This is a genomic window from Cellulomonas sp. P1_G12_2, assembly GCF_056405535.1.
The window spans coordinates 77442-101907 of sequence record NZ_JBFUBX010000003.1 but is presented as its reverse complement, the minus strand read 5'-3'; the positions used below and the strand labels follow the sequence as shown (position 1 = coordinate 101907).

Sequence of the window (24466 nt, the reverse complement as noted above, 5' to 3'; positions counted from 1 at the left end):
TCAGTCGTTGATGGCCTCGATGCCCTGCTGCTCGAGCCGGGCGAGGTGGTCCCGCATCTCCTGGAGGACCTCAGGTCGGTGCCCCTCCCAGTCCGCGATCTCCCCGACGACCCGCAGCGGGTGCCGCGTGCGGTACGACCTCGTCGGGTTGCCCGGAAATCGCTTGTCCGTGAGGTTCGGGTCGTTCTCGAGAGCACCGGTCGGCTCCACCACGTAGATCCGGCCCCAGCCCTCGCCCACCGCCAGCTCCGCGCCCCAGGTCGCCGCGTCCAGCGTGGCGGTCAGGTAGACGAAGCTCGCCGTGACCCGCGCGCCGTAGTTGGAGCCGCGACCGGCTTCGAGCAGGTCCCCCACCTGCAGGTCCGCCTTCGTCCCGTGGTAGAACGGCCCGGCGTCCTGGACCTCCGACGTCTCGTCCTCCATGCGGACCCCCTCACGCGTCGTCCCAGTGAACACCGCTCACGGTTGCCGGACGTCCCAGACGCGCCAGCCGTGCGGGGTCCACCGCAGTCCCAGGACGACGGTCCGGGCCGTCGACGCGGCCACCTGCGTGGCGGCGCCACCGTCGGCCGGGACCCGGTCGTACGCGGACGTCGAGGCAGTCACGGCCACGTCCGTCGTCCCCCGGCTGCCGTCGTCCGCGACCAGCCACGCGTCCTGCACGTCGACCGTGAGACCGTCCAGCCGCGCGCCGTGAAGACCCGGAAGCAGCAGCGAGTCGGCTCGGAACGCGGGACCGTCGACCACCTCGACGGCATCCAGCTCCGCAGGGTCCCCGGCCGCGACGATCTCCGCCCGCAGCCGACTGAGCGCGACGGCGGCCCCCACCGGATCGTTCGTCTCGTGAGGCGCCGCAGCCGCCGCAGGGGCGTCCGCGGCGACCACGCGCCAGCCGACGACTCCCGCGCCCACCACGATCGCGGCGGCCACGGTCACCGCGGCCAGGCGCAGCGCCCGCGGCCGGCGTCGCGTCCGTCCGTCGCGACGCGTGCCGGCGTGGCGTCGGGCATGGTCACCCTCGCGCGCGCCGGCCGACAGTGCCGACGACGCGAGCTGCCCGGCGTCGGGGAGCCGGACCGGTGTCGGCTCGGTGGCGCGGTAGCACCCGACCACCACCTGGTCGGCGGAGAGACCCGGGAGGGTCAGCACGTCGGTGAACACGTCCCGCATCGTCAGCTCGCCTGCGACGCCGGTGACCAGATCCACGTCCGCGCCGGGCATCTGCGCGAGCACCGTGGTCACCAGTCCGCGCAGGTCCGCCTCGGTGTCGTCGGCTCCGGCGAGAGCACCCCGGAGGTCCGTGAGCACCGGTCGGCCGTCGGGTCGCACCACCACCGTCGACTCGCTCACCGACCCGTGCGCGAGCCCGGCGACCCGCAGCGCCTCGATGGCACCGGCCAGCGGGATCGTGACCGTCGCGGCCTCGCCGTCGGTCAGCGGCGCGCGTGCGGCGCGTATCTGCGCGAGCGAGAGTCCCGGGACGTGCTCGACCACCAGCCCCAGCCGCCCCGGGGACAGGTCGAGCACCTCCAGCACCTGCGGGAGGTGCTCGTGCCGTACCTCGCGCAGGCGCGCCGCGCGCTCCGCGAGAGGCGCGTCCACGAACCCGGGAACGACGTGGAGCTCGATCAGTCGGTCCGCGTCGTCCAGCGCCGCGGCCACGCACCCCTCTCCGGTGACCTCGACGGCCCGGAAGCCGGCGTGAGCGAGGGCGCTCTCCACGTCGCTCGGCACGAGCAGGCTGTCCATGCGCGCCATCCAAGACCTGTCGGCACCGGTGCGTCGTCGGTCATCCACAGCTCAGGGCAGTCGGACGACCCTGTGCTCGGCGGCCGAGACCATCGCGGCGTCCAGCACGCGCGCCGTCCGTGCCGCGTCGGCCGGATCGACGGGAGGCGGCCCACCGCCGACCACCCACCGCACGACCTCGCGGTAGAGGTCGACGTGGCCACCGGCCGCGCGCGGCACGGGCCGCCGCTCGGCGCCGCGCACGAACCAGCCCTCGTGCACCGGCTCGCCGGGCCGGCGGGTCTCCTCGTACGCGTCGTCGAGCGCCCCGAACGGCGTCGGCTCGCCCTCGAAGCTGGTCACCAGGTACGCCCCGGCGTCGCCCAGCACCCGCGTACGGGGACCGGGTGCGCCCACCACGGCACCAGCCTGCAGGTGGCTCACGACGCCGTTCTGCGCGTGCACGAGAGCGAGGAACACGTCGTCCACCGCCGGGGTCGTACGCGCGTGCAGCTCGGCGTAGACCTGCTCGACCGGCCCGAACAGCTGCACCGCGGAGTCGACCAGGTGCGCACCGAGGTCGAGCAGCAGACCGCCCGACTCGGGGTCGTTCTCCTTCCAGCGGTCCTGCGGCACGGGCCGGAACCTCTCCCAGCGCCGCTCGAACCGGTGCACGGTGCCCAGCTCCCCGCGCTCGAGCAGGCCGAGCAGGGTGAGCTGCTCGGTGTCCCACCGGCGGTTCTGGAAGACGGTGAGCCGGCCGTCGGCGAGCCCGGCCAGCAGCTCGGCGTCGGCCGCCGACGTGGCCAGCGGCTTGTCGACGAGCACGTGCAGCCCCGCGTCGAGCGCGGCCCGGACGTGCGCGACGTGCTCGCCCGTGGGGCTCGCGATCACCACGAGATCGAGGTCGTCGGCGTGCGCCAGCAGGGCGTCGACGTCGGGGACCACGGTCGCACCGGGCCAGTCCTGCGCCACCTGCTCCGCTCGGCTGCGCGTGACGACGACCGTCACGCGCTGGCCCGCCTCCCGCAGCAGCCGGGCGTGGATCCCCCGGCCCGCTCCCCCGTACCCGACCAGCCCGACCCGCAGCGCCCGCATGCGACTCACTCTAGGTCGGTGCCGCCCTGCGCCGGGCGCCGCGACAGCGCACTGGGCCACCACGTCCGGCGGTCGAGGTCGTGCACGAGCGCGGGCACCAGCAGGCTGCGCACGACGAGCGTGTCCAGCAGGACGCCGAACGCGACGATGAACGCGATCTGCGCCAGGAACAGCAGCGGGATGACGCCGAGCGCGGCGAACGTGGTGGCCAGCACCACACCGGCCGACGTGATCACGCCACCGGTCACGGCCAGGCCGCGGACCACGCCCGCCCGCGTTCCCACCTTCACGGACTCCTCGCGCACCCGGGTCATGAGGAAGATCGAGTAGTCGACCCCCAGCGCCACCAGGAACACGAACGCGAACAGCGGGACCACCGGGTCGGCGCCGGCGAAGCCGAACACGTGGTTGAAGACGATCGCCGACACCCCGAGCGCCGCGGCGAACGAGAGCACGTTGGCCACCAGGAGCAGAGCGGCCGCGACCACCGACCGCAGCAGGAACATGAGGATCAGCCCGATCACGAGCAGGACGACCGGGACGATCACCCGCAGGTCGCGCTCGCTGGCCAGCTGGGTGTCGAGCGCCTCGGCGGCGGCGCCACCGACCAGGACGTCGGGGCTGGCCTCGTGCACGGCGGTCCGCAGCTCCTCGACCGTCGCCACCGCCGCTTGCGTGTCGGCGGACGCCGTCGTAGTGACGTCCAGGCGGACGCGCCCGTCGACGACGATCGGCGGCGCACCCGTGGTCGGGGCACCCGCTCCGGCCGGGGCTCCCGTGTACGGCACCACGGACTCGACGCCGTCGACGCCCTCCGCCGCGGTCGTGACCGCCTCGACGTCGCCCTCGTCGACGAGGACGATCGCGGGCTGGACCGCGCCGGCCGGGAAGTGCTCCCCCAGCACGGCCTCGCCGGAGACCGCGTCGACGTCGGTGAGGAAGATGTCGACCTGGCTGGTCCCGGACGCCTTGAGGGTGGGCAGGAACGCCGCACCGACGCACAGGGCGAGAGCCGTGAGGACCCACACCGGACGCGCGTGCCGTCCGACGAAGCGTGCGAGGCGGGCCCAGAGGCCGGGGCCGGCGGACGGGTCGACGGTGGCCACAGCACTGCCGACGTCCCCGTCGGCGACGAGCGCGTCGGCGCGGGGCGCGCGCGGCCAGAACAGGATGCGCGAGCGCTTGCCGAACACGAGCAGCAGCGCGGGCAGCAGCGTCAGCGCGCCGAGCAGGGCGGACGCGATGCCGATCGCCGCGACCGGCCCCAGGCTCCGGTTGGAGCCCAGGTCCGACAGCAGGAGGCAGAGCACACCGGCGATGACCGTGCCGGCGCTCGCCGCGATGGGCTCGACGCACGCGCGCAGGGCACGGCGCATGGCCGCGGCCGGGTGCTCGACGTGGTGGAGCTCCTCCCGGTAGCGCGCGACCAGCAGCAACGCGTAGTCCACGGAGGCGCCGACCACGAGGATCGACAGGATGCCCTGGGACTGGCCGTTGAGGACCAGCGTGCCGTTCTTGGCCAGGGTGTAGACCACCAGCCCGGCGAGGCAGAGTGCGAACACGGCGGTGAAGATCACGACGAACGGGAGGAACGGCGAGCGGTAGACGACGGCGAGGATGAGGAGCACGGCACCCAGGGCGACGAGCAGCAGGACGCCGTCGATGCCTCCGAACGCGGTGACGAGGTCGGCGACGAAACCGGCCGGACCCGTGACCCAGGCCTGGAGGCCAGGTTCGCCCGCCGTGGTGGCGGTCGCCTCGAGCTCCTCGTCGAGGGACTCGCGCAGCGCCACGACGAACGAGCCGGCAACCCTCTCCTCGTCGGCGAGCAGCTGCTCCGCCTTCGCGCCGTCCAGCGAGATCGCGACCAGCAGCGCCTCGCCGTCCTCGGCCGGGACGACGACCGGCTCGCCCACCAGGTACTCCGACCAGGTGCCGTCGTTCCCCTCGGGCAGCGGCAGGTCGGGGATCCCCTCGGCCCACTCCTGCACGGCGGCGAGCTGGTCGGGGGTGACCTCGCTCCCGTCCTCAGGTCGGAGCACCACCAGCGCAGGTAGTGTCTCCGTGTCGACGAAGCCCTTGCTCTCCTCGGCGGCCCTGGTCGACTCGGCCGACGACGGCAGGAACGCGGAGGCGTCGTTCGTCTGGACCTGCGACAGCTTGCCCTGCGCCATCCCGCCGACCGACCCGATACCGAGCCAGACCACGAGGGCGACGCCGACGAGCACAGCGCGGACGAGGGTGGACCGGCGATTACTCAGCATGCTGAGTATCATCGGTGGTGTTGTCCGGATGAGCAAACGGAGGCCGCACGGTGGACCAGGAGAGCAGGTCGGCGCACATCATCGACCCGGCCTCGCCCGACCCCGCGCACTGGCCCGTCGGCCGCCTCCTGTCGTCGGCCGCCCGGCGCGTCGAGCGCGACTGGAACGCTCACCTGTCCACGTGGGACCTCAGCCACGCGAGCCTCGCGGTCCTGGCCCACCTCCTGCGCTCGCCGATGTCGCAGCGCGAGCTGGCCACCGCCAGCGGGGTCACCGAGCAGACGATGAGCCGCGTCCTGGCCCGCATGGAACGCACCGGCTACGTCACGCGCAGCCCGCACGACGACGACAAGCGCCGGCACGTCATCACCATCACGGACGCCGGCAGGTCCGCGTTCGGGGTCGCGTCGGACCGGGAGCTCGCCGAGGCGCTCGTCACCCGCGGGCTCACGGCGGAGCAGGCCGAGCAGCTGCGCCGCCTGCTCGTCGTCGTCGCGAGCCCCGGGCCGGGCGAGCCGTCGGGTTAGCCTGTCGGGATGCGGTTCGACGAGCTCGACCTCGGCACACGCCTGCTCCCCTACGAGCCGACATGGCAGCTCCAGCGGGAGGTGCTCGCCGGCGTCGCCGACGGCACGCGGGAGGACACCGTGCTCCTGTGCGAGCACGAGGACGTCTACACGGCAGGAAAGCGCACCGCCTCCTGGGACCGCCCCGTCGACGGCACCCCGGTGGTCGATGTCGACCGTGGCGGACGGATCACCTGGCACGGTCCCGGGCAGCTGGTCGGCTATCCCATCGTGAAGCTCGCGACGCCCATCGACGTGGTCCGCTACGTCCGTGCGCTCGAGGAGGCGCTGATCCGCACGTGCGCGGACCTGGGCCTCGAGGCGATCCGGGTCGACGGACGCAGCGGCGTCTGGTTCGCCGCCGACGAGACCCGCCGGGAGCGCAAGGTCGCGGCGATCGGCGTCCGGGTGTCCCGCGGCGTGACGATGCACGGCTTCGCCCTCAACTGCGAGCCGGACCTGGCGGCGTTCGACCGCATCGTGCCGTGCGGGATCGACGACGCGGACGTCACCTCGCTGTCCCTCGAGACCGGTCGGCAGGTGACCATCGCCGAGGTCCTCCCCCGGGTCCGCGGCCACCTGGTCGACGTGCTGACGCCGATCCTCGAGGCGAGCCCGGCCACCGCCGCGGTGTGACGCGCGACTCCCCCGCAGCCGTCGTCCGCACCGCGGGTTAGTCTGACCGGCGTGACGATCGCAGCCGATGGCCGACGCATGCTCCGTATCGAGGCGCGCAACGCCGAGACCCCCATCGAGCGCAAGCCGGAGTGGATCCGCACGCGCGCGACGATGGGCCCCGAGTACACCGAGCTCAAGGGCCTGGTGAAGCGCGAGGGCCTCAACACCGTGTGCGAGGAGGCCGGCTGCCCCAACATCTTCGAGTGCTGGGAAGACCGCGAGGCCACGTTCCTCATCGGGGGCGACCAGTGCACCCGGCGCTGCGACTTCTGCCAGATCGACACCGGCAAGCCCGCCGCGTTCGACGCCGACGAGCCCCGCCGTGTGGCTGCGTCCGTGCAGGCCATGGGCCTGAAGTACTCGACCGTGACCGGCGTGGCCCGCGACGACCTGCCGGACGGCGGCGCCTGGCTCTACGCGGAGACCGTCCGCCAGATCCACGCGGTCAACCCCGGCACCGGCGTCGAGCTGCTGATCCCCGACTTCAACGCGACCCCGGAGCTGCTCGACGAGGTGTTCTCGTCGCAGCCCGAGGTGCTCGCGCACAACCTGGAGACGGTCCCCCGCATCTTCAAGACGATCCGCCCCGGCTTCCGGTACGACCGGTCGCTCTCGGTGATCACCCGCGCGCACGAGCAGGGGCTCGTCACCAAGTCGAACCTCATCCTCGGCATGGGCGAGACCATCGAGGAGGTCGTCGAGGCCCTCGCCGAGCTGCACGAGGCCGGCTGCGACCTCATCACGATCACGCAGTACCTGCGCCCGTCGGTACGCCACCACCCCGTGTCCCGCTGGGTGCGCCCGGAGGAGTTCGTCGAGCTGTCGGCCGAGGCCGAGCGCCTCGGGTTCCTCGGCGTGATGTCCGGCCCGCTGGTGCGCTCGTCGTACCGCGCCGGCCGCCTCTGGGGTCAGGCGATGCGCCGCTACGGCCGGCCGATCCCGGAGGCTCTCGCGCACCTGTCGGAGCCGACGACGTCCCGCCAGGAGGCGGCCAGCCTGCTGGCCCGCTGAGACCCGTCAGGACGGTGCCGATCCGTCGGTAGACTCCGGGTTCATGGCCCGCAACAACGCATCCGACGCCGCACCGACGCCCAAGGTGAAGAAGACCCGCTGGTACCACCAGGTGTGGCAGGCGTACCAGATGACGCGGAAGAACGACCCCGCGATCACCTGGATCATCCTGGCGGTCTTCGTCGGGATCATCGCGCTCGGGCTCGTGATCGGCCTGCTGGTCAACGCATGGCTCTACGTGCTCCTGCTGAGCATCCCGTTCGCCCTGCTCGGTGCGATGTTCATCCTCGCCCGCCGCGCAGAGACGGCCGCGTACACGCAGATCGAGGGCCAGCCGGGCGCGGCCTACGCCGCCCTGGGGACCATCCGCCGCGGCTGGACCTTCACGCAGGAGCCCGTCGCGGTCGACCCCCGCACGCAGGACCTGGTGTTCCGCGGTGTCGGCCGGCCGGGCGTCGTGCTCGTCGGCGAGGGTCCTGCGCCGCGGATCGCCAAGCTGCTGGAGTCGGAGCGCAAGCGCACCGCCCGCGTCATCTCCGGTGCGCCGATCACGCTCATCCAGGTGGGCGACGGCGAGGGCCAGGTGACGCTGCGCAAGCTGCCTCGCGCGGTCCAGAAGCTCCGCCCGAAGCTGAGCAAGCAGGAGGTGGCCGAGGTGACCAAGCGCCTCACCGCCCTCGGCGGCGTCCGGCTCCCGGTGCCCAAGGGCGTCGACCCGATGCGTGCGCGCCCCGACCGCAAGGGCATGCGCGGCCGCTGACCGTCTCGTCCGTCAGCGGCGGACGATGGCGGTGCCGGCCACGCGGTCGTGCAGGCCACGCCCGTCGGAGTCCCACACCACGGCCGGGACCACCAGGCACAGGAGCGCGGTGCGCACGAGGGCGCTGAGGAAGCCCGGCGCCATCGTCGCCCACGCCGCTTCGTCCCGCGTCTGCCCGGGGAACACCCGGCGGACCCGCAGCCCGAGCAGCCGGTGGCCGAGGGTGTGCCCGATCGAGCCGACCAGCAGCACGTTCTCCAGGGCGAAGATGCCCAGGGTCGCCATAGGGCTTCCCCGGCTCAGCAGGAACGCGTCGGGGTCGCCGGCGAAGAACGCGCCGGAGATCAGCAGGCAGGCCGTCCAGTCGATGACCAGCGCACCGACCCGTCGCCCGAGCGGTGCGAGCGAGCCGGAGCCCGATGCCGGCAGGCCGAGCCGCCGACCCCGGTCGGTCGTCGCGCCGGCGCCGGCCGGGTCGGACTCGTCGAACCCGCCACCGAGCCACGAGCTGATGTCCCGACGATTCGCCACCCGAGCAGGTTAGGCGACCGGACGGAGCGAGACGGCAACGAGGCGGAAACACCCCCGGCACGACGCTCTCGTAGCGTGACGGCAGATGTGGTGAGAACCGTGACCCGCCCCCTCCCCCAGGGGACTATGGTCAACATTCGTTACACGAGGGGCGGGCCCGTAACGCCGTCGAAACACTTGGTACACGACGGAGAAATCACGCGCTCGTAGCCTCGCCTTGCCCGACCCCACGGGTACCACCGACCGAGGAGCAGCGGATGTTCAGCAAGCCAGAGGAAGTCCTGGCGTTCATCAAGAGCGAGGACGTGAAGTTCGTCGACGTCCGGTTCTGTGACCTGCCCGGCACGATGCAGCACTTCAACGTCCCCGCCTACTCCCTGGAGCTGGACTTCTTCACGGACGGCCAGATGTTCGACGGGTCCTCGATCCGTGGTTTCCAGGCCATCCACGAGTCGGACATGAAGCTGATCCCGGACATCAGCACCGCGTACATCGACCCCTTCCGGGTCGAGAAGACGCTCAACATCAACTTCCACATCGTGGACCCGTACACCGACGAGCCGTACAGCCGCGACCCGCGTCAGGTCGCCGCGAAGGCCGAGGCGTACCTGAAGTCGACCGGCATCGCGGACACGGCGTTCTTCGCCCCCGAGGCCGAGTTCTACATCTTCGACGACGTCCGCTTCCACACGAAGCAGAACGAGTCCTTCTACTCGATCGACTCCTTCGAGGCCGCGTGGAACACCGGCCGCGAGGAGGCCGGTGGCAACCTCGGCCACAAGATCCCCTACAAGGGCGGCTACTTCCCCGTCCCGCCGGTCGACGGCTTCTCGGACATCCGCGACCAGATCAGCCTGCAGCTGGACGCCCTCGGCCTCGGTGTCGAGCGCGCCCACCACGAGGTCGGCACCGCCGGCCAGCAGGAGATCAACTACCGCTTCGACAAGCTCGCCATCTCCGGCGACAAGGTCATGCTCTTCAAGTACGTCGTGAAGAACGTGGCGCACGAGAACGGCAAGACGGCGACCTTCATGCCGAAGCCGCTCTTCGGCGACAACGGCTCGGGCATGCACGTCCACCAGTCCCTCTGGAAGGACGGCGAGCCGCTGTTCTTCGACGAGAAGGGCTACGGCGGCCTGTCCGACCTGGCGCGCTGGTACATCGGTGGCCTGCTCAAGCACGCGCCCTCGCTGTTGGCCTTCACCAACCCGACGGTGAACTCCTACCACCGCCTGGTCCCCGGCTTCGAGGCCCCGGTCAACCTGGTCTACTCGGCCCGCAACCGCTCCGCGTGCATCCGCATCCCGGTCACCGGTTCGAACCCGAAGGCCAAGCGCATCGAGTTCCGCGTGCCGGACCCGTCGTCGAACCCGTACCTGGCGTTCGCGGCCATGCTCATGGCCGRCATCGACGGCATCCAGAACCGGATCGAGCCGCCGGACCCGATCGACAAGGACCTGTACGAGCTGCCGCCCGAGGAGCACGCGCAGATCCAGCAGGTCCCGGGCTCGCTCGGCGAGGTCCTCGACCGCCTCGAGGCCGACCACGACTTCCTCACGGCGGGCAACGTCTTCACGCCCGACCTGATCTCGACGTGGATCGACTACAAGCGCAACGCCGAGGTGGACCCGATCCGTCTGCGGCCGCACCCGCACGAGTTCGAGCTCTACTACGACGTGTGATCGTCCCGCCTCGCGGCTGCTCCCGTGAGGCGGTGACCTGCAGTGACGGCACCCCCGTCGCCCTCGTGGCGGCGGGGGTGCCGCACGTGTGCCACAACCGCGTGCGGCGGTGCCACGCCCGGGTCCCCGGACTGTCTCCGCCGGAGCGACCGCGCGAGCGACCGCGGGTCAGCCCCAGTCGCGCCGGAAGCGGGCCTCGACGTGCCGCTCGAGCTCGAGCTCCTGCGCCTCGACGCTCGTGCCGCGGTGGGCGGCGATCGCCTCGAGCAGGTAGATGCACATCGCCTGCGGCAGCTCGATCGTGGAGCCCGAACGGCGCCCGTTCGCCCCGTGCCAGCGGATCTGGGCGGCGTGGCGGGCGTACTCGTCGACCGCGGCGCCCACCGTGCGCAGCACCTGTCCGTCCGGGGTGACGACCGGCTGGCCCTGGACGTTCGTGAAGCCCATCGCCGGGCCCGCCGCGGTGGCCACAGGCGCGACGCCGGTGGCCTGCCGCTGCACCCGCTCGGCGTGCGAGAGGATCCGGGTCTGGCGGGCGCGCAGGTGGTACGGGACGTCGGGGTAGCACGTCGGGCAGGCGCGGGCGCCCGCGGCCTCGACGATCTCGGCGACGGCGTGCCCCGACCAGTCCGGGACGCGGACGTGCTCACGGCCGGCGGCGGCCGGGCAGGCGAGGGCCGCGTGCGCGAGCGGAGGATCGTCGGCGATCGTGAGGAAGACGCGGGTCCACCCGCCGCGGCGGTCGTGCTCGGCGTCGAGCAGGGCGACGCACCCGCGCAGCTCCTCGATCTTGCGCCCCTGGTCGCGCGGGCTGCCCTGCAGCAGCTGCATCTGGAAGTCGGAGGCGGCCCAGGCCGCGGCGACGCCGGTGGTCTGCCCGAACAGCTGCTCGGTGCGGCCGTGCTCCGAGCTGAGCTCGGCGGCCTCGGCCTCGAGGCGGGTCGCGGTCTCGTCGATCTCCTGCGGCGTCATGCGGGCGATCTGTCGTGCGCCCGGAAGTCGGGCCATGTGGTCCTCCACGTCATCGTCGGCGGTGCCGATGGTCGGGTCATCGGCACCCGCACGAGCGGACATGATCGGACGTTCGGATGAATCTGCTTGTGTCCGTTCATGCCCGTTTGGGCCCGCCGCGACGTCAGGATAGGGCTCCGGAGGCTCGGGTCCTGACCGTCGGGTCGACCTTCGCCGGCACCCCCGACGCGCCGACCTGGAGCGGGCCGACGCGGCGCCGCGGCACGTGACGGACCGCATGCCGACGTGCGACGCCCCCGCAAAGCCACCCCAGTGACGCGGTGGTCCTGCCCGCTCACGCAGCGCCGACGCTCACACGGGTCTGCGTCGTCGGGCAGGTCTCGGGGCTCTCGGAACGTCGCGCTCGGGTGACCACCGCGATCGTGAGCACGATGACCGGGACGTTGACCGCAGACGGGGCACCGACCCAGAACGAGTCGATGAGAACGGCGTAGGCGGCCCACAGCAGCGCGCCGAGCAGCGCGACCACCTGGGTGCCCAGGACCACTCCCTGAAGGGCGGCGGGGTGGTGGCGGCCCTTCCAGACGCGGACGCCCTGCGGCAACCACACGACGAAGGATGTCAACGAGGCCAGCAGTCCGACGGCCTCTGTCGCGGTGTACATGGTCAGCTCCAAGCAGGTCCCGGGCGTGGGTGTGCCCAGGGGTTGTCGTCAGTGCCCGACCGCAGGTGACCGGAGCGGGCTCGCAGCCGGAGGCACGGGTCTCGTGCGGCTGCGGAAGGCACCGTCCGGCAAGCTCTGCATCGCGCCGCACGGGCAGCGCGTCTCGTTCGGCTCGCTCGGCAACGCCACGAACCACCTCATCGTCGCGATCGGCACCGATCTTCGGGTTCGTGCGCGTGAAACGGGACACACCGCGTCAACGCGCCTGCCCGGTCGTGGCACGGCAACGGCGACCGCGCGTGCCTGTGAACCTCACGATCCAGCTGCCGCCCCGGGATCCCGAAGCCATCCCGCAGCCGGTCGCGACGCCGGCGCGACGCTTCCGGTGGCGTCGACCCGGTCGGTAGCCCTCTCCCACTCCGCGACCGCGACCAGCCTGAGCCCGTACGCCCCGGCACCGACGCGGTCGCCGGCTGCGGTGAGCGACAGTGTCCACGAGGGCTTGACTGTTCGATCGCGCGCAATATATTGCATACCACCATTGTTGCAGGAAGCGACCACAGCACCACAAGCCGACACGAAAGGGACCACACCCATGACCACCCTCCCCGTGAAGCAGACCATCGTCCTGGTCCACGGCGCGTACGCGGACTCCTCGAGCTGGAACGGCTCGATCCCCGCACTCCGAGAGGCCGGCCACCGCGTCATCGCGGCCGCGAACCCGCTCCGCGGGATCGAGAGCGACGCGGAGTACCTCAGGAGCGTCCTCGAGAGCATCGACGGCCCGATCGTCATCGCCGGGCACTCGTACGGCGGTGTGGTCATGAGCCACGCGGCCGACGGCAACCCGAACGTCACCGCGCTGGTGTACGTCGCGAGCTTCCTCCCCGAGCCGGGCGAGAGCCTGGTCGACCTCGTCGAGAAGTTCCCGGGCGCCCAGCTGGGCGGCGCCGCGCGGCCGGTGCCGTACTCCACCCCCGACGGCGGGACCGCTCCCGAGCTCTACATCGACCAGGAGCAGTTCCCGGCCCTGTTCGCCGGCGACGTGGACCTGCCGGTGGCGCAGCTGATGGCGGTCACCCAGCGGCCGCTCGCTCTCGCGGCCTTCGAGGCGCCGGCCACGCGCGCGGCGTGGAAGACGATCGAGTCGTGGGTGCTGCTCGCGGCGCAGGACCTCGCGGTGCCCGCCGAGCTGGTGCGGTTCATGTCGGACCGGGCGGACGCCCACCTCGTCGAGGTCGACGCGTCGCACGCCGTCACGGTCTCGCAGCCCGGTGTCGTCGCCGACCTCATCCTCGAGGCGGCCGGGAAGACCGCACTCTGATCGGTGTGCCGACGTGCACGAGGGCAACCCGGTCGCCCCCTGCGGCGACCGGGTTGTTGGTGCAGCACGGCTGCGCGGGCGGCTCAGTACCAGCACCAGTTCGGGCCTCGGCACCAGAGCCCCGCCGAGGCGGCTTGCGCCTCGGCGGCCGATGGCGTCACAGCTCGCGATGCCTGACTGCCGGCCGTAAGGCCGACGGTGAGAGCCATGGCAACAAGGACGCCGAACCACTTCTTGACCATGAGAACCTCCGGTGATCGGCGCGCCGCCGAGTTGCAGCGCTGGTCTCTGGTGTGGCACCAGGCGGTATCGGGTCACCGCGGGCCCGGTATCACCGCGGTATCGGAGGCGTTGACCAGGCCGCTGACCCGGCGGAGAGTCGGGCCGTGGGCATCCAGGTGCTCGGTCCTCTTGCCGTCGGCGGTTCCGACGGCTACGGCCTGCGTGACCGGGTGGTGCTGGAGGTGCTGGTCGTCCGAGCGAACGAGGCGGTGGACACCGAGGTTCTTGCAGACGCCCTGTGGGCCGAGGACCCCCCGACCAGCTGGCCGAAGGTGGTGCAGGGGTGCATCAGCCGGCTGCGCAAGAAGCTCGGGCCGGACGCGATCCGGACCACCTCGCACGGCGGCTACGTCCTGCGCGTGACCGAGGACCAGGTCGACAGCCACAGGTTCGAGCGGATGCTGGCACGAGCGCGGGACCACCTGGCCGACCACGACCCCGATCGAGCCTCCTACGTCCTGACCGAGGCACTCTCGCTGTGGCGGGGAAGGGCGCTGTCTGACCTAGACGAATGGGAGCCTGGCCGCACCGAGGCCGAACGGCTCGACGGCCTCCGCATGGACGCCCAGGAGCTCCGCGTCGAGGCCGAGATCTCGGCCGGTCGCGCGCGCGCGAGTCTCGAAGATGCTCGGGCCCTGGTCCGGGAGGCTCCCTTCCGCGAGCGGCGCTGGGCGCTGTTCGCCCGTGCGCTCTACCAGTCGGGCCGGCAGTCCGAGGCACTCGACGCGCTCGGCCGGGCACGTCGGATGCTCCGGGCCGAGCTGGGGCTGGACCCGGGACCAGAGCTGCAGGCGCTGGAGGAGGCGATCCTCCGCCAGGACCCTGGTCTCGAGGGGACGGAGTCGCTCATCACCAGCCTGGTCTGCCCGTACCGCGGGCTCCTGCCCTACGGCAGTGAGGATGCGGAGACGTTCTTCGGACGGGAGGCCGACGTCGAGGCGTGCATGTCCCGACTGCGCGCGCGTGGCGTCCTCGTCGTCATCGGCCCGTCGGGCATCGGCAAGTCGTCGCTCGTCCGAGCAGGGGTCGTCGCCACCCTGCAGGACGACGGTGCGCGAGCCCTGGTGACCTCGCCGGGGAGCCGACCTCTCGAATCGCTCACGGCCCTGCCGTCCCGTGCGCCGTTCCCGGTGCTCGTGGTCGACCAGGCCGAGGAGGCAGTCACCCTGTGCACCGAGGCGGGCGAACGGACTGAGTACCTCGATCGCCTCTCCGCGTACGAGGGTCCGGTGGTGCTCGCGCTGCGCGCCGACCGGCTGGGAGAGCTGTCCATGCACCGCGGTTTCGCCAGGCTCGTCGAGGATGGCCTGTACCTGGTGTCCCCGATGAGCGACGAGAACCTTCGAGCCGCGATCGAGGGACCCGCTCGACAAGCAGGGCTCCGGCTCGAGCCCGGCCTCGTGGACCTGCTCGTGCGTGACGTGGAGGGCGAACCTGGCTCGTTGCCCATGCTGTCGCACGTTCTCCGACAGACCTGGGAGCGACGAGAGGGGCCCACGCTCACCGTCGAGGGCTACCGGGCCACGGGCGGGATCCGCGACGCGGTCGCGCAGTCGGCAGAGGCCCTCTTCACGCAGTTCGACGAACGACAGCAGACGTTGGTGCGTGCCATGTTCCTCCGCCTGGTCGCACCCAGCGATGACGGTGTGCCGATCCGTTCACGTGTCCCACGACAGAGACTGGCGCTCGACGAGTCGCACGACCGACTCCTCGACCTCCTGACCGGTGCCCGGCTGGTCAGCAGCGACGAGGGCGACGTGCAGATCGCGCACGAGGCCCTCACCCGCGAGTGGCCCCGACTGCGCGGCTGGCTGGAGGACGACGTCGAGGGCCAGCGCGTCTTCCGCCACCTCACGACCGCCGCCGAGGGCTGGGACAGCATGGGGCGTCCGGACAGCGAGCTCTACCGGGGGATGCGACTCGCCAGTGCGTCGGAGTGGGCAGAACAGCACCAGCCGGAGCTGACCGCGACCGAGCAGGCGTTCCTCGACGCCTCCCGTGCCACCGCCGAGCGCGAGTTGCGGTCGAGAGCTCGCACCAACCGTCGGCTGCGACTCGCGCTGGCCGGCGTCGGTGCACTGCTCGTCGCGGCACTCGGTGCGGGTGTCGTCGCGGCGGAGGCCGCTCGGACGGCCGAGGAGCAGGCGCGCCTCGCCGACTCGCGCCGCCTGTCCGCCGAGGCCCTCACGACCGTCGAACCCGACCTGGCAGTGCTGCTGGGGTTGCAGGCGGTGCGGCTCGACGACTCGCACGCGGCTCGCTCGGCGCTCTTCGAGGTGCTCGGAAAGGAGGGAGACCTGGTCGCTGTCTCCCGCGGGTCGGGGTTCGACTACGTCGACGTCAGTCCCGACGGTCGGACCGTCGCGGCGACCAGCGCGTTCGGTGCCGACGCCCAGGGCCAGACCTCACTGGACGCACAGACCCTGGCCTTGACGGTCGCCCGGCCGGACCTCCTGACCGTGGGGCTCGAGTACAGCCCCGACGGGCAGGAGCTTGCAGTCGGGGTGTCAGGATTCGACCCGGCGGGGTCCTCCGAGGTCGTCCCCGTGCCGCACCCCGTACGCGTTCTCGACGCCCGGTCGTTGCAGGACGTGGCGACGTACGACGGGTTCGCCGAGGGCGCGCAGGTCGAGCAGGACGGGATGGACTTCAGCGAGGACGGATCCAGGTTCGCCGCGGTCGCCTGGCTCGACGGCGCGCCCTGGGAGGCGATGGTGTGGGACACCGCCGATCCGACCGAGCCGGTCCTTCGCGTTCCACTCACCGCGAACCTCTACGGCCTGGTGGAACTGAGCCCGGACGGCAGGACCGTCACCGTCGCACAGCGAACGGGTTCGGAGAGCCTGCGCGCCATCGATGTCGACACGGGAGCCGTGCTGCGGTCCAGCGCACCCAACTGGGGCGGCGAACGCGGCGGGATCATCGCGCTGAGTCCTGACGGCTCGACTCTCGCCCACTCCGACGTCGATGGGGTGGCAGTCCTCGACGCCGGGACGTTCGAGCGGCGGTTCACCCTCGCGGGCGAGTCCAGCGGGGCGAGTGCTCTGGCCTTCAGTGCCGACGGGAGTCTGCTGGCCGCCGGCTATGCCGACGGGACGATCGTGATCTGGGACCTGGACGACCGCGTGGCCGTGCACACCTTCCGGGGACATGCCAAGGAGGTCGGCTCGGTGGCGTTCAGCCCGGACGGCACCACTGTCTACTCGGTCGCCCCGGACCGGCTGCTCCTGGCATGGGACCTCACCGGCACGCGCGGGTTCCCGGGATGGCGATCCTTCCCCGAGCGCCCGGCCGGCCGGCAGGTGCACGCGAGCGAGCCGTCGCCCGACGGGACCCACGTGCTGTACGAGGCCTACACGGGCGAGCTCCGACACCAGACGATGCAGTTCCGCGACCTCGCGACCGGTTCGCTGACTCCCCTGCAGGATCTCGTCCGCGTGAACCAGTACCTCTGGAGCCCGGACTCGAGTGTCGTCCTCACGGCGGGCAGCAACGACGGCGACGCGACGTCTTGGCTGGAGACGTGGGATCCGGCGACCGGGTCGTCGGTGCGGCGGAACGACCTCGTCGCCGCGAAGTGGCTCGCGTTCACGAGCGACGGGAGACTCGTGGCGGTCGGGCCGGACGACGCCGTGAGGCGGATCGACCCGGTGACGCTCGAGGTCGACGGGCCGCCGATCGAGCTCCCGAGACTCAGCGGGGACGACTGGGACCTGCCCGTGCTGAGTCCCGACGACCGCACCGCCGTGCTTCGTCGCTGGATCGGTGACACTGTCGCGGTCGTGGACCTGCCGACGGGGAACGTCCGCGACGTCAACCTCGACGGCTTCCCGTCCGCCTTGGCCTTCTCGCCCGACAGTCGTTCTCTCGCGGTCTACTTCGACGCCGGCCTCTGGGGCGTCATCGACGTCGCGGCCCTGCGCGAGGGGAGGCTCGAGTACCTGCTGCCCCTTCGCTCGTTCCCGAGCAACTTTGTCCAGGACCTGACCTACAGCGCCGACGGCAGTCAGATCATCGCGAGCGGCAGCGGCCTCGTCGAGCTCTGGGACGCACGGACGCTGCTTCGGCTGGCCAGCTTCGGCTTCGACGGCCAGGACGACAACTCGAACGCACGCCCATTGCCGGACGGGCACACGCTCCTCGTCGCACACCCCCGTGGTCGGGTACTCGCCTGGGACACCCGCCCGCAGCACCTCATCGACGTCGCGTGCCGTCTCGCCGGTCGCAACCTCACCCGGGCGGAGTGGGTCCAGTACGTGCCGAACCGCGCGTACGCGCCCACGTGCCCCGGACCCGGTTGATCGCACGAGCGGGCATCCCGCCGGTATCTCCCTCGGCCGGCCACCCTCCTGACCGGTAGGCGGGCACATCGACGTGCCCGCCATCGAGCAGGGGGTGGGCACGATGGCATACGAGATTCGCGGGTCCTTGTGGGGAACGCTGTGTCACGACGTGCGGGAGCCGCTCGCCGGCCTCGAGCTGCGCGCGTACCGGTCGACCGGGGACCGCACCACGGAGCAGGCGGTTGCGGCCGACAAGGAGACGTTCCACGAGGTGGCCGAGGGCGAGCGCACGGGGTCACCCGTCGCCGTGGCACGCGTCGAGGAGTCGGGGAAGTACGTCCTGACGATCGACGACAAGGAGTACGACGGCGGTCCGCTGGACCTCGACCTGTACGTCACGAGGCCGCCGCGGCCCCGGCACGAGCCGGACTCGAAGCCGCGGCAGTTCGCCGTGACGACCCTCCAGCCGCGCTGGCGGCAGACGGAGGACGGCATCCTCGCGGTCTGGGAGTACGCGATCCCGAACCGCTTCTGGTGCCACATCCTCGCGCTGTTCGGCATCTGGACCATCAGCGGCCGGATCACGACGTGCGACGACCACAGCCCGATCCCTGGCGCGGTGGTCACGGCGTTCGACGCCGACTGGCTCCAGGACGACCCGCTCGGCACGGCCACCACCGACGGGACCGGCCACTACGTCCTCACGTACCTGGCCTCCGACTTCCGCCGCACACCGTTCTCGCCGTTCATCAACGTCGAGCTGACCGAGGGACCGGACGTCTACGTCAAGGTCGAGCTCGGCGGTCAGCCGATCATCACCGAGACCCAGTCGGACGGTCGCAAGCCCGGCCGGCAGAACGTCGGGCACTGCTTCTGCCTGGACCTGTGCACCGACAAGGTCGTCGGCGATCCCGACACCGTGCCGCACTGGCAGCAGGTCGAGGTGTTCGACATCCACCCCGGCAACGGCCAGCCCGGCTCGACGTTCGACTCGCTCGGGTACGCGGACCCGTCGGGCGGCGCGTACGTGTTCGGTGGCACCGTCACGCTGCGCGGCAACTGCCCGCTCACCGACATCGGCACCGGGCACGCGCTGAAGTACCGGTTCCTCGTGGGCGAGTACACCTGGACGGGCGGCACGGAGGACCCGGCCAACCCGCCGACGGTCGCCCCGGCCACGCTCACGCCGGTGACGACCCAGATCACGGGTACGCACGTCGGCTACGTCTTCTACACCGACGGCAACGGCAACGCCCAGTCCGCGTCCGTCGTCGTCACTGCGGCGGACCTCGACGCCGACGGCTTCGTGCAGGTCGACGGTCTGCCGGTGACCGTGCAGATGTACAACCCGCCGGGTTCGACCGCGGTGGTGAACGTGAGCGGGTCGAACTTCCTGCGCACGTTCGAGCTCCTGGAGCTCAACTCCGCGGCCATCACGGCGCTGCACCCGCCGAAGAAGCCCGGCGGGCTCCCGAAGGCTCAGGCGGGCGAGACGCTGCCGCTGAACGAGCAGGAGCCGGTGCGCCGGTACCGGGTCGGCTTCGAGGTGCGTGACGCCGTCACCGACACCGTCACGCACACCGACCAGCTGGACTCGATCATCTTCGACAACTCGGCGGTGATCGCCACCCTGGACCTCGAGGAGCTCCGTCTCAACGGCTGCAACCCGCTGTCCGGCGCGACCACGATCCACCTGCTCTACACGGTGGACCACCCGCACCTGCGGAACTTCTCCGTCACGATCAACAACAACGGCGGCAGTGTGCACGTGCCGCCGCAGACACCGTCGGGAGCCTTCACCACCGGCAACTACTCGTTCCGGGGCGGCGCGTCCGGCCCGCACAACAGCACGAGCACGGGCGGGATCCCGATCGACGTGTCGGGCGACCCGGCGTGCGCGTACTCCGTGAACCTCGGGTGGATCACCCGCCGGTACGGCGACCTGGGTCAGTCGCTGCAACGGCTGTACTGCCACTGAGGACAGCCTCGGGGGGCGTCCGGGACTGCCGGGCGCCCTCCGGGTGCGGAGGGGACCAAGGACCCCTCCGCCGAGCCCGCACACGTTGGACGATGGTCGTGCCGGTCACCCCGGCACTCGTCCGCGTGCACCCACAAGGAGCGCTCCATGGCCGCCATCCGTCCCGCAGTCCACCCCTCCGCCACGATCGACCAGCGTCTGCGGCAGCTGGGCAGGACGATCCGATGGGCGCCCGCGCCCCTGTGGGGCAGCTCGACGCGCGAGCACGCCCGGTACGCGGCCTACCTGGCCGGCAGCATCCTCGGCTGGACCTTCGCGGGTCTGGCGATGGCCGCCATCGTCGGGCGCGCGCTCGGCCTCCTCGGCTGACACCAGGTCCGCTCAGCGGACCCGGCCCAGGGCGATCGCGGCGTACATCAGCGCCGCGACGGTCTCGCCGTCCGAGATCGTCCCGTCGGCGACCAGCTCCAGCACGCGGGTCCACGCAACGGTGCGCACGGCCGAGATCCCCTCGACCGCCTGCTCCGTCGGCTCGTCCGACGGGCGCAGGCCGCGGGCGAGGAACACGTGCTCCGGCGCGTGGCAGATGCCGTTGAGCGCGAACATCGAGCCGACGAGCTCCCACGTGTCCGCGACGAGACCGGTCTCCTCACGCAGCTCCCTGCGGGCGGCCAGCTCCAGGTCCTCACCGTCGGAGCCGCCGGCGGGGACCTCGAGCGAGACGCCGGTGGTGTACCGCGCGACCTCCACGAGGACGACCTCATCGTCAGCGGTGAGCGGGACGACGAACACCGCGGGGTGGCGCACCTCGACCACGCCGTAGATCCCGGGCGTGCCGTCGGGGCGGTCGACGGCGTCCTCCCGGACGCGGATCCAGGGATTCTCGTAGATGGTCGTCGAGCCGCGGGTGTGCCAGGTGGTCATGGCGGCAGCCTGACAGACGACGGCAAGGGATTGCGCTTACCGGACATTCTGTGACACGGTACGGAAACCGGTTTCTCACCCACCTGTCGGAGACAAGGACGTCTCATGAGAGCTCGTCGCACCCTCGTCGTCACCCTTGCTGCAGGAGCCCTCCTCCTCCCGCCGACGACCGCTCACGCCACTCCCCCGCCGCCCGACGTCGACCTCGGCCGCGAGGTCCTCCCGCCCGGAGACGGCTGGGCCTCCTACGAGGGTCCGACCGTGCCCGACGGCAGGCCCATGGTGGCCACCGGGACCACAGGCGGGGCCGACGCCTCCCCGTCGGAGGTCTACGTCGTCGACACGTGGCAGGAGCTGCGCGACGCCCTCGCCGGCAAGCCCGGCGGCAGCCAGACCGACGCCCGCCGCAACGTGGTCCCCCGCATCGTGTACGTCACCGGGACCATCACCGCGTTCGACCCCGCCGCGTGCGACGCCTTCGCCGCGCAGGTGACCGTGTCGGACACCGGGGAACCGTTCCGGATGGCCGACTACGTCGCGCACTTCGACCCGACCGGCCCGTGGGGACGTGTGAAGCCGAGCGGCCCGCTCGAGGACGCGCGCGTCGCCGCGGCCGCGGTGCAGGCGGCAGCGACACTCCAGCACGTCGGATCGAACGTCACCCTGGTCGGCGTCGGCACGGACGCGAGGATCGTCGGGGCGAGCATGCGGATCCGCGACGCGCACAACGTCATCGTGCGGAACCTCGACCTCGCCGACGCGTACGACTGCTTCCCGGTCTGGGACCCGACCGACACGGCGGCCGGCAACTGGAACTCCGCGTACGACAACGTCTCGGTGTGGACGTCCACCAGCGTCTGGGTGGACCACAACACGTTCGACGACGGCGACCACCCGCACAGCGCGCTGCCGACCGTCTACGGGCGGCCGTTCGAGGTGCACGACGGGCTGCTGGACATCACGCACGGGTCCGACCTGGTGACCGTGTCCTGGAACCGGCTCGACGACCACGACAAGACCGAGCTCATCGGCTCGTCGGACTCCCGGCTCCAGGACCGTGGCCAGCACCGGGTCACGCTGCACCACAACCACTGGACCGACATCGGCCAGCGCGCCCCGCGCGTGCGGTTCGGCGACGTGCACCTCTACGACAACCTCTACACGCAGACCACCGAGGGGCTGTTCCAGTACTACTGGGGCGCCGGTATCGAGTCGAGCATCGTCGCGGAGAACAACGCGTTCGAGCTGGCGCCCGGCGTGGACCCGGGACGGATCATCACCCGGTGGGGCGGGACTCAGCTGCTCGAGGCCGGCTCGACCGTGAACGGGCAGGTCACCGACCTCGTCGCGGCGTTCAACGCCACGGCACCCGTCCCGCTCGCGCCCACGGCCCGGTGGAACCCGGCGGACGTGTACGACTACACGCTCGACCCGGTGCAGGACGTGCCGGCGATCGTGCGTGCCGGGGCCGGCGCCGGGGTGCTCCTCTCCGGCACCCCCGTCGCCACCGCGAAGCCGGGCGTCGCCGTGCTCTCCGACGACAACGGCTGGGACACCGGCCTGCACGACGGCTCCTACACCGTGACGGCCACCCTGTGGTGGGGCCAGAACGCCACCGTCGCCCGGCTGTACGAGAACGGGGTGCTCGTGGGCGCCCAGTGGCTCACCGGGACGACCCCGCACCGGCAGACCGTCGCCTTCCCGGTCACCGGCAAGGTCGACGGGAGCTACACCTACGTGGTGGAGCTGCTCAACCCCTACGGGACGAGCACGTCGCGCCCGCGCACGGTCGCGGTCACGGACGCGGCTCCAGGTCGCTCGGTCCTGACCGACGACAACCGCGACGGCGACGGATCGTTCACCATCACTGGCACCCTGTGGTGGGGCACCAACGCGACGCACTACGCGCTCTACCGCGACGGGGTCGTGGTCGACGAGCAGGAGCTGACGGCCGCCTCGCCGCAGGGGCAGACCGTGGGGACCGACGTGACCGGGCTCGCCCCTGGTTCCTACGCGTTCGTGGCCGTGCTCAGCAACGAGGCAGGCAGCACGTCGACGGCCGAACGGGTGGTCACCGTGCGCCGCTGAGCCGTTCCTGTGCGTCAGTTGTGCAGGGACGCCGATCCACTGCACACAACGTGCACGGGACCCCCGCGCAAGTCTGTGACGTGCGCAGACGCCGCTGTCTAGCGTGTCGCTCATGACCGACTCCGGAGCCTCGACGCCCCCGCCCGCACTGCCCGGCCCGCCTCCCTCCTGGGTGGCGGGCCGTGCTGTTCCCGTCCCGCGCGTGCCCGGACGGGTCGCGCAGGTGCTGGTGCCGTTCTGGGCGGAGCGTCGACGACCGGTCGACACGCGCACCCTCGTCCTGTGCGGCGCGGTCGGCGTCGTCGGAGCGGTGCTGCTCGTGGGTCACCGCCCCGGGCTCGGTGCTGCGCTGGTCGGGCTGCTCGTCTGGGCCGCGGCCGCGCCCGCCATGGTCCGGCGCCGCAACGTGAACGACCTCGTCACCGCGGTGCTGTCGGTCGCGCTGGTCGCGGTCGTGGCGGTGCGCGACGCGGGCTGGGTGGTCGTGCTCTGCGCGCTCGTGGCGGCCTGGGCGGGCGTCGTCGCGGTGACGTCGTCCCGGTCGGCGCCGGCCGCCGTGCTCGCCCCGCTCACCTGGGCGGCGGGCTCGGTCCGGGCGCTGCCGTGGGTGGCCAAGGGCTTCGAGACGCTGGCAGGTGCGCGCCGAGGTCAGCTGACTGTCGCGCTGCGCAGCGGGGCGATCACCGTCGGGCTGCTTCTCGTGTTCGGTCTGCTGTTCGCGAGCGCCGACCGCGTCTTCGCCAGCCTGATGCCCCGCATCGAGGCGGACCTGCTGCCGGGTCAGGTCGTCGTCGGCATCCTCGTGGCCCTCGTCGCCGCCGCCTTGGCGCACCTCGCCCTGGCACCACCGAGCTGGTCCGACGCCCGCCTTGCGCCACGCGCGTCGGCGAAGCGCGGTGAGTGGCTCGTGCCGGTGCTCGCGCTGGACGCGATGGTGCTGCTGTTCGTGATGGTGCAGGTCGGCGCGCTGCTCGGGGGGCACCGGCACGTGCTGGAGACCGCCGGCCTGTCCTACGCGCAGTACGCGAGGGAGGGGTTCGCGCAGCTGGTGGTCGTCACCGCCCTCACGCTCGTCGTTGTGGCCGTCGCCGCGCGCCGGGCACCGCGGGAGACGCCGCAGGACCGGTTGCTGTCCCGGATCGCGCTCGGTGTGCTGTGCCTCGGCACGCTCGGGGTCGTCGCCTCCGCGCTGCGCCGGATGGACCTGTACGTCGAGGCGTTCGGGCTCACGCGGCTGCGCGTGTTCGTCACCGTGGTCGAGATCGCGCTCGCCGCCGTCTTCGTGCTCGTCCTGGTCGCGGGGATCCGGTGGCGTGGCCGGTGGCTGCCCCGGGCCGTGGTGCAGGTGGTCGCGGTCGCGATGCTCGGGCTCGCCCTGGTGAACCCCGACGCGCAGATCGTCCGGCACAACACGACGGCGGACCTCACGGGCACGCTCGACGCCGGCTACCTCGCGGGCCTGTCCGCGGACGCCGTCCCCGCGTTCGCCCAGATCGACGACCGGGACCTTCGCTCCTGCCTGCTCGCCTCCGCGGCCGTGCCTCCGACGGAGGGCGTCGCCGAGTGGAACCTGGGCCGCGAACGTGCCCAGGGCGTGCTCTCGGGCGCGTCCACCGACGCGAGCTGTGACTGA

At 71.9% G+C, this 24466-nt stretch carries 19 protein-coding genes; 11 read left to right on the top strand and 8 right to left on the bottom strand.

The genetic code is table 11. From position 1 onward, the window contains the following. Genes arr through AC1DXT_RS12925 form a run of 4 tightly spaced genes read right to left on the bottom strand, consistent with a single transcriptional unit; the run spans position 1 to position 5090 of the window. Positions 1–423 carry an NAD(+)--rifampin ADP-ribosyltransferase gene (gene arr, locus AC1DXT_RS12940; protein WP_477061724.1) on the bottom strand — a complete coding sequence of 141 codons (423 nt, stop codon included), beginning with the start codon at positions 421–423 and terminating at the stop codon, positions 1–3. A 36-nt stretch (positions 424–459) separates the two neighbouring features. Beyond that, positions 460–1749, bottom strand: coding sequence for a protein kinase family protein (locus AC1DXT_RS12935; protein ID WP_477061723.1), 1290 nt, complete (start codon positions 1747–1749; stop codon positions 460–462). Positions 1750–1800: 51 nt separating this feature from the next. Next, positions 1801–2826, bottom strand: coding sequence for a Gfo/Idh/MocA family protein (locus tag AC1DXT_RS12930; protein WP_477061722.1), 1026 nt, complete (start codon positions 2824–2826; stop codon positions 1801–1803). Between the two features lie 5 nt (positions 2827–2831). Then, the gene (locus AC1DXT_RS12925) at positions 2832–5090 is read right to left on the bottom strand and encodes an MMPL family transporter (RefSeq protein WP_477061721.1); all 2259 of its coding nucleotides are present in this window, start codon (positions 5088–5090) and stop codon (positions 2832–2834) included. Between the two features lie 50 nt (positions 5091–5140). On the opposite strand from AC1DXT_RS12925, the gene AC1DXT_RS12920 reads away from it, so the two are divergent. The 4 genes from AC1DXT_RS12920 to AC1DXT_RS12905 are packed head-to-tail and all read left to right on the top strand — an operon-like array spanning position 5141 to position 8105. Continuing rightward, entirely contained in the window at positions 5141–5617 is a 477-nt protein-coding gene (locus tag AC1DXT_RS12920) for a MarR family winged helix-turn-helix transcriptional regulator (RefSeq protein WP_477061720.1), read from the top strand. Between the two features lie 9 nt (positions 5618–5626). Then, positions 5627–6292 (top strand): lipoyl(octanoyl) transferase LipB, encoded by a 666-nt coding sequence (gene lipB / locus AC1DXT_RS12915; RefSeq protein WP_477061719.1) that lies wholly within the window; start codon positions 5627–5629, stop codon positions 6290–6292. Positions 6293–6343: 51 nt separating this feature from the next. Next, positions 6344–7345 (top strand): lipoyl synthase, encoded by a 1002-nt coding sequence (gene lipA, locus AC1DXT_RS12910; protein ID WP_056090519.1) that lies wholly within the window; start codon positions 6344–6346, stop codon positions 7343–7345. A 43-nt stretch (positions 7346–7388) separates the two neighbouring features. After that, on the top strand, positions 7389–8105 hold the full coding sequence (locus AC1DXT_RS12905) for a DUF4191 domain-containing protein (protein ID WP_477061718.1): 717 nt from the start codon (positions 7389–7391) through the stop codon (positions 8103–8105). A 12-nt stretch (positions 8106–8117) separates the two neighbouring features. On the opposite strand, the gene AC1DXT_RS12900 is transcribed toward AC1DXT_RS12905, so the two are convergent. Further along, positions 8118–8636, bottom strand: a complete 519-nt coding sequence (locus tag AC1DXT_RS12900) for an RDD family protein (RefSeq protein WP_477061717.1) — start codon at positions 8634–8636, stop codon at positions 8118–8120. Between the two features lie 257 nt (positions 8637–8893). Between AC1DXT_RS12900 and glnA the strand changes: the two genes are divergently transcribed. Continuing rightward, positions 8894–10318, top strand: a complete 1425-nt coding sequence (glnA, locus tag AC1DXT_RS12895) for a type I glutamate--ammonia ligase (RefSeq protein WP_477061716.1) — start codon at positions 8894–8896, stop codon at positions 10316–10318. 168 nt (positions 10319–10486) lie between these two features. Here glnA and AC1DXT_RS12890 read toward each other — a convergent pair whose 3' ends face one another. Next, complete coding sequence (locus AC1DXT_RS12890) at positions 10487–11392, bottom strand: hypothetical protein (RefSeq protein WP_477061715.1); 906 nt, start codon at positions 11390–11392, stop codon at positions 10487–10489. A 232-nt stretch (positions 11393–11624) separates the two neighbouring features. Beyond that, complete coding sequence (locus AC1DXT_RS12885; protein WP_477061714.1) at positions 11625–11954, bottom strand: hypothetical protein; 330 nt, start codon at positions 11952–11954, stop codon at positions 11625–11627. Positions 11955–12549: 595 nt separating this feature from the next. Between AC1DXT_RS12885 and AC1DXT_RS12880 the strand changes: the two genes are divergently transcribed. The 4 genes from AC1DXT_RS12880 (at position 12550) to AC1DXT_RS12865 (ending at position 20190) form a co-directional block, all read left to right on the top strand. Beyond that, entirely contained in the window at positions 12550–13278 is a 729-nt protein-coding gene (locus tag AC1DXT_RS12880; protein WP_477061713.1) for an alpha/beta fold hydrolase, read from the top strand. A gap of 386 nt (positions 13279–13664) precedes the next feature. Next, on the top strand, positions 13665–17861 hold the full coding sequence (locus tag AC1DXT_RS12875) for an nSTAND1 domain-containing NTPase (protein WP_477061712.1): 4197 nt from the start codon (positions 13665–13667) through the stop codon (positions 17859–17861). A 103-nt stretch (positions 17862–17964) separates the two neighbouring features. Beyond that, the gene (locus AC1DXT_RS12870; protein WP_477061711.1) at positions 17965–19821 is read left to right on the top strand and encodes a carboxypeptidase-like regulatory domain-containing protein; all 1857 of its coding nucleotides are present in this window, start codon (positions 17965–17967) and stop codon (positions 19819–19821) included. Between the two features lie 147 nt (positions 19822–19968). Beyond that, positions 19969–20190 (top strand): chemotaxis protein CheW, encoded by a 222-nt coding sequence (locus AC1DXT_RS12865; protein ID WP_477061710.1) that lies wholly within the window; start codon positions 19969–19971, stop codon positions 20188–20190. A gap of 12 nt (positions 20191–20202) precedes the next feature. Here AC1DXT_RS12865 and AC1DXT_RS12860 read toward each other — a convergent pair whose 3' ends face one another. Continuing rightward, entirely contained in the window at positions 20203–20745 is a 543-nt protein-coding gene (locus tag AC1DXT_RS12860; protein ID WP_477061709.1) for an NUDIX domain-containing protein, read from the bottom strand. A gap of 105 nt (positions 20746–20850) precedes the next feature. On the opposite strand from AC1DXT_RS12860, the gene AC1DXT_RS12855 reads away from it, so the two are divergent. Together AC1DXT_RS12855 and AC1DXT_RS12850 are read left to right on the top strand one after the other, a co-directional pair. Next, a complete protein-coding gene (locus AC1DXT_RS12855; RefSeq protein WP_477061708.1) occupies positions 20851–22833 on the top strand; it encodes a pectate lyase family protein in 1983 nt (660 codons plus the stop codon). 112 nt (positions 22834–22945) lie between these two features. Continuing rightward, on the top strand, positions 22946–24466 hold the full coding sequence (locus AC1DXT_RS12850; RefSeq protein WP_477061707.1) for a DUF4153 domain-containing protein: 1521 nt from the start codon (positions 22946–22948) through the stop codon (positions 24464–24466).

Excerpts from the sequence above, each read along its gene's own strand:
- arr (WP_477061724.1), bottom strand. The coding sequence starts at position 423 with ATGGAGGACGAGACGTCGGAGGTCCAGGACGCCGGGCCGTTCTACCAC.
- AC1DXT_RS12935 (WP_477061723.1), bottom strand. The coding sequence starts at position 1,749 with ATGGACAGCCTGCTCGTGCCGAGCGACGTGGAGAGCGCCCTCGCTCAC.
- AC1DXT_RS12930 (WP_477061722.1), bottom strand. The coding sequence starts at position 2,826 with ATGCGGGCGCTGCGGGTCGGGCTGGTCGGGTACGGGGGAGCGGGCCGG.
- AC1DXT_RS12925 (WP_477061721.1), bottom strand. The coding sequence starts at position 5,090 with ATGCTGAGTAATCGCCGGTCCACCCTCGTCCGCGCTGTGCTCGTCGGC.
- lipB (WP_477061719.1), top strand. The coding sequence starts at position 5,627 with ATGCGGTTCGACGAGCTCGACCTCGGCACACGCCTGCTCCCCTACGAG.
- AC1DXT_RS12905 (WP_477061718.1), top strand. The coding sequence starts at position 7,389 with ATGGCCCGCAACAACGCATCCGACGCCGCACCGACGCCCAAGGTGAAG.
- AC1DXT_RS12890 (WP_477061715.1), bottom strand. The coding sequence starts at position 11,392 with ATGTCCGCTCGTGCGGGTGCCGATGACCCGACCATCGGCACCGCCGAC.
- AC1DXT_RS12885 (WP_477061714.1), bottom strand. The coding sequence starts at position 11,954 with ATGTACACCGCGACAGAGGCCGTCGGACTGCTGGCCTCGTTGACATCC.
- AC1DXT_RS12880 (WP_477061713.1), top strand. The coding sequence starts at position 12,550 with ATGACCACCCTCCCCGTGAAGCAGACCATCGTCCTGGTCCACGGCGCG.
- AC1DXT_RS12870 (WP_477061711.1), top strand. The coding sequence starts at position 17,965 with ATGGCATACGAGATTCGCGGGTCCTTGTGGGGAACGCTGTGTCACGAC.
- AC1DXT_RS12865 (WP_477061710.1), top strand. The coding sequence starts at position 19,969 with ATGGCCGCCATCCGTCCCGCAGTCCACCCCTCCGCCACGATCGACCAG.
- AC1DXT_RS12860 (WP_477061709.1), bottom strand. The coding sequence starts at position 20,745 with ATGACCACCTGGCACACCCGCGGCTCGACGACCATCTACGAGAATCCC.
- AC1DXT_RS12855 (WP_477061708.1), top strand. The coding sequence starts at position 20,851 with ATGAGAGCTCGTCGCACCCTCGTCGTCACCCTTGCTGCAGGAGCCCTC.
- AC1DXT_RS12850 (WP_477061707.1), top strand. The coding sequence starts at position 22,946 with ATGACCGACTCCGGAGCCTCGACGCCCCCGCCCGCACTGCCCGGCCCG.